Source organism: Deltaproteobacteria bacterium, assembly GCA_030654105.1.
Taxonomy (GTDB): domain Bacteria; phylum Desulfobacterota; class SM23-61; order SM23-61; family SM23-61; genus JAHJQK01.
The window spans coordinates 1-4,560 of record JAURYC010000260.1; the positions used below are offsets into that span (position 1 = coordinate 1).

Sequence of the window (4,560 nt, forward strand, 5' to 3'; positions counted from 1 at the left end):
AATTTTTTGGCAGAAACAGAAAAAAAACGATTCGATTCATAATATCTAGCCAAGCATAAAAATGTAAATAAATTGGACACAGATTTTTGTCGATTTTTTAAAATAAAGGCAAGGTGTTTATTTTATTATTAAATTTGAAATAAAAAATTATGTAAAAAAAAGCGACATTCTTAGTGGTAATTTTTTACCTATACCTACCCAACTGGCGAATCCATTATTGGAAATTTGCCCATAGAATTTAGGGCCAATTCTTTGTAGCGTATACTTGAGCTTGGGGAAGTTGATTTTCTGAAACTCCTAAGGCCAAAGCCATTTCCCTCAATTTTGCCTGAATCTTACGCCCATTTTTCGGTCCCATACGAATGAGATGCTTTTGAGCATCACTTAGATCTTCCAAATAGTCGTCTACCATCCGATAATCGATGCTTTCTTCCTCTTCTTCCAATAATATTTTACCCTCCACAATGGGCGTCCGTAGCAGTTCTTCCATGGCCCGAATAAGAGTATCCTGGAAATCCCGGTTCGGATAGCCCAACTCGCGATACGCCCCTTGAAAATACAGTTTTAATTCTTTATAAACCCTGATGGAGGCTTGGGCGTCTAAAGAGGAAAAAACATTCGCTACCAGATTATATCTGTTGAAACCTTGGGGGTCCAAGTAAAGCTTTCGGCCTTTTCCCGTCACTTCAAATCCTTTTTGAGGAGACAAAAAACTCAGATGAACTCTGGGACTTACACCATCGGCGATATTGTCCACCGCCGCAGTGATTATACGGATAATATTTTCATTTTTTAACCACTCCGCGAATTTGGGGTGGGAGGCCAGGTCTTTTATTCCTTTGCGAATCCGGGCGTCGGTTTTATCGAGCCCAACATAAGGAATCGGAGAAATTTCCTTTTCTTTTTCCTGGAGGGCTTGGGGTGAAGGGGGCAGGGGGGATTCTTTTTCTCCGGGCTGCCCGATGAGGGTGGGTTCTTCTGATGGATGATAGAAACAATAATAGAACGCCAGGCCTATTCCTATGAAGATTAACAGAACCAAACCGATCCAAATTTTTTTAGTATTGTTTTCCATATCCCTCAAGCCCCCTATTGGTTAAAAATTACTTTTTTAGTAACAGTTTAGTTTTATGAAAAGATCCATTGTCGTGTCATTCCCGTGAAAACGGGAATCCAGAAATATAAGGAAAAAATCCTGGTTTCCTGCTTCCGCAGGAATGACGACTTTAAAAAATTAATCCAATTGCTCTAATTTTCAAACAGCTAAAGTATTATCTTTTTTAAAATATTCAAAAGCAATCACCGGTTCACAATCATTTGCAGGTACAGAAGGTTTGGGGTTACGTTGATAGATTAACAGGAAACGGGTAGGCAATACGATGATAAAGAATTAGTTAGAAATACGGGCAATGTCCAACAAAGTGAACCTCTCCCGGTTTGGGTCGGTAAACGATAACCTCCTATTGCCATCTATCGGTACAGTACGCTGGGGAACCATAAAGCAAGCTCAGGGAAAAGGATCAGTAGAATAATCAAAATAACCGTAGGAATCAAAAAGGGCAGAGTGCCCATGAAGATGGTAGTTATCTCATATTTAGGCACAACGCCTTTAAGGACAAAAAGATTAAGACCGAAGGGCGGGGTAACCAGGCCAATTTCAGCAAGCACGACATAAAGGATACCGAACCAGATAAAGTCGAAGCCCAGGTTCTTAATAATGGGGGCAACAAAGGGAAGAGTCAACACCAGCATGGACAAAGAGTCAAAGAAGCATCCAAGGATGATATACATAATACAAATAATGGCGAGGATCGAATATTTGCCGAGGGGTAAGGACATCATGAAGGCAGAAGTTGCCTCCGTAAGACCAATATATTGAAAGACCTGGCCCAACATCCTGGCCGTAAACAGGACGAAGGCAATCATGGCGCTTATGTTTACCGCGGACAACATGCTTTCCTTGAGTGCATGGAAAGTCATTTGGCGATAAACGAAGGCGAGAATGATGCTCAGGAAAGCCCCTAAAGAGGCAGACTCCGTGGGAGTCATGATCCCGCCAAAGGTTGTCCCTAACACGATCCCTATTATGATCACAAAAGGCAGCAAATCCCAAAAAGACGTTAGTTTTTCTCTCATGGTGAACTTTTTTGCCCTTTTGGGCGCCAGTTTGGGATTGCGGATCACCAGAATGGTAGCGGTGATCATAAAGAATATGGTGAGGATGATCCCGGGGATTACCCCCCCCGCAAAGAGTCGGGCCACGGAGACGTCCTGCCAGCCGCCGTAGACGATCATGATGAGGCTGGGAGGGATAAGAACACTTAAAGTTCCTGAGATGGCTATGGCGCCGAGGGACATCTTGGGGTCGTAGCCCGCCTTTTCCATCTCCGGGAAACAAATCTTGCCGAAGGTTGCTGTCGCCGCAAGGCTGGAGCCAGAGATGGCCCCGAAGACGGCGTTAGCCACAATCATGGCTGAGGTGAGGCTCCCGGGTAGACTCCCAAATATTTTCTCCGCTCCTCCAAAAAGGGATCGCACAGTTCCCGTGTTGGCATATATCGTCCCCATAAAAACAAAGAGCGGGATGGCGGTGAAGGTGAAGGAGTTCATAATTTCAAACGCGGCACGGGCGAAGTAATCCAGGGGTTGATGAACGAAAAGAAGGAGCCCGAGTCCAGCCACGATTCCCATGGCCGAGGCGATCTCAATTCCCAGAGCCAAAAGAAGAACCAAGCCACCAAGAATGACGAGAGACATTAATTCCAGACTCACAGAGCTAGACCTCTACTTTTTCACCTACCCGAACCTTGGCAATGGCCCGGGCAATATCTGCAATCAGCAGCAGGGTAAGCAAGACAAACCCGATGAATACGGTTAATTGAGGCCAAAACAAAGGGAAGGTAAGCCAGGTTGACGACCTCAGATTGATTTTGAGGGCATAAGTGATCATTTTGTAGGCAGCCCGATCCATCTCGATGAGGAAGATTAAGGTAAATATCAGCCCCAACAGCCTTATCCAGCTATAGGCTCTGGACGAAAGTCGGTTCACGAAAATTTCAATCCGAACATGCCCTTTTTGCCTCCAGGTGTAAGCCAGGCCGAGGTAGGAGAGGGCGACGAGCATATACGCGCTGAACTCATCGGCTACCATGAGGGGCTGGTGCAGCACATACCTCATGAATACATCTACGACAACCAACATCATCATGAGCGGCACCAGCCACCCCGAGAAGTAGCCACCCAGATCAGCAATTTTTTCGATAATGTAACCTAACTGTTTCATAGGTTGAAAAACTTGGCCTTTCGACCGCGCTCAAATCCAACCCTGAGCAGCTCCGGTTTTAAGGCCGGAGAGGAAGCCGAAGGGTTGGCTCTGGAAGGGCGCTATTTTTTCATCATAACCTTAGCGCCGCCGGCATATTGGGCAGCGATGTCCAGGATCTGCTTGCCCTGCGGACCGGCGAGTTCGAGCCATTTGTCAATGGTGGGTCTCACGAGATCTCTCGCCTTATTGATTTCAGCCTGGGTCGGTTGGGTAACTTTCATTCGGCTGACCTTTAGGCCAACTTCAGCTTCCAATTCCTCAACCTTGGCACCAAATATGGTTTGCCCTTGCATTTCTCTTCCAGTATCCAAAACGATCTTCTTTAGATCAGCCGGCAGGGCATCAAATTTGGCCTTGTTCACGACCAGCATGCCGCCGAACACCGACTGAAATTTCCAGAAGCTAACATGAGTGCAAACGTCCGGAAGTCCGAATCCCAGGCCCCAACCGCGGGAGGTCTGGATGGCATCCACCGTGCCTCTTTGCAAAGCTTCCATGATTTCCGCGGTAGGAATGGTCAAAGGGGAGGCACCCAGGAGCTTCATGGCGAGGGTGGTAATCAACCCGGATGTTCGGATTTTATACCCTTTGAAGTCGTCCACCGTGGCAACCGCTTTTTTGCCCCAGATGCCATCGAGAGCTTCCACGGCAATATCGGCGATTTTCACTAAACCTTTTTCAGCGTAGGATTTCCTTTCAATTTCAATCAGCCTGGGATCGTTGAGGAAGGCCTCATATTCGAAAATATTGTCCCAGAAGAAGGGGAGGGCGTAATCCCATTGGGGGAAGGTGCCGGCAACCCAGGGTATTCTTTCCCAGCCGATGTCGGCACGCCCGGCAATAACCGCGTGCACCACCTCGTTTACGGGAAACAACCCCATCTTTGTGTCCAGTACGAGACGTCCTCCGGACCTTAGCTCCAGCAGCTTTTGAAAACGTGGATAGGGGTAGAATGTCCAGGTGTTGGCTGCCGGGCCGGGGTTGGTGGCGAATACCCAGGTAATCTTCTGCCCCGGTTTCTGGGCTGGTGCCGCATCGGCATCGACTACCAACAGTGAAAATAACAATGTTAGGATTAAACTGAAGCTACCAAAAATCATCCACAATCTGTTTCTTTTCATTTCAACCTCCCCTTCTCATAGAGTATTTTTGTTTTCCCTAAAATACCTTTGTCTACTTTCCCGTATTCTCCTCCTTTTTAAATATTTATAGTGGGTATGCAGTTCACTCAACTA

At 46.6% G+C, this 4,560-nt stretch carries 4 protein-coding genes; all 4 read right to left on the reverse strand.

Annotation, left to right across the window (positions count from 1 at the left end):
• Window positions 1–238: 238 nt before the first annotated feature.
• The 4 genes from Q7V48_11170 to dctP all read right to left on the reverse strand — a co-directional run bounded on the left by Q7V48_11170 (window position 239) and on the right by dctP (window position 4,446).
• Entirely contained in the window at window positions 239–1,075 is an 837-nt protein-coding gene (locus tag Q7V48_11170; GenBank protein ID MDO9211286.1) for a DUF3014 domain-containing protein, read from the reverse strand.
• Between the two features lie 395 nt (window positions 1,076–1,470).
• Complete coding sequence (locus Q7V48_11175) at window positions 1,471–2,772, reverse strand: TRAP transporter large permease (protein ID MDO9211287.1); 1,302 nt, start codon at window positions 2,770–2,772, stop codon at window positions 1,471–1,473.
• 4 nt (window positions 2,773–2,776) lie between these two features.
• On the reverse strand, window positions 2,777–3,283 hold the full coding sequence (locus Q7V48_11180) for a TRAP transporter small permease (protein ID MDO9211288.1): 507 nt from the start codon (window positions 3,281–3,283) through the stop codon (window positions 2,777–2,779).
• Window positions 3,284–3,384: 101 nt separating this feature from the next.
• Complete coding sequence (dctP, locus tag Q7V48_11185; protein MDO9211289.1) at window positions 3,385–4,446, reverse strand: TRAP transporter substrate-binding protein DctP; 1,062 nt, start codon at window positions 4,444–4,446, stop codon at window positions 3,385–3,387.
• Window positions 4,447–4,560: the final 114 nt, after the last annotated feature.

Bases quoted from the DNA above. Each gene is read 5' to 3' on its own strand.
- Q7V48_11170 (MDO9211286.1), bottom strand. From the start codon at position 1,075: ATGGAAAACAATACTAAAAAAATTTGGATCGGTTTGGTTCTGTTAATC.
- Q7V48_11180 (MDO9211288.1), bottom strand. From the start codon at position 3,283: ATGAAACAGTTAGGTTACATTATCGAAAAAATTGCTGATCTGGGTGGC.
- dctP (MDO9211289.1), bottom strand. From the start codon at position 4,446: ATGAAAAGAAACAGATTGTGGATGATTTTTGGTAGCTTCAGTTTAATC.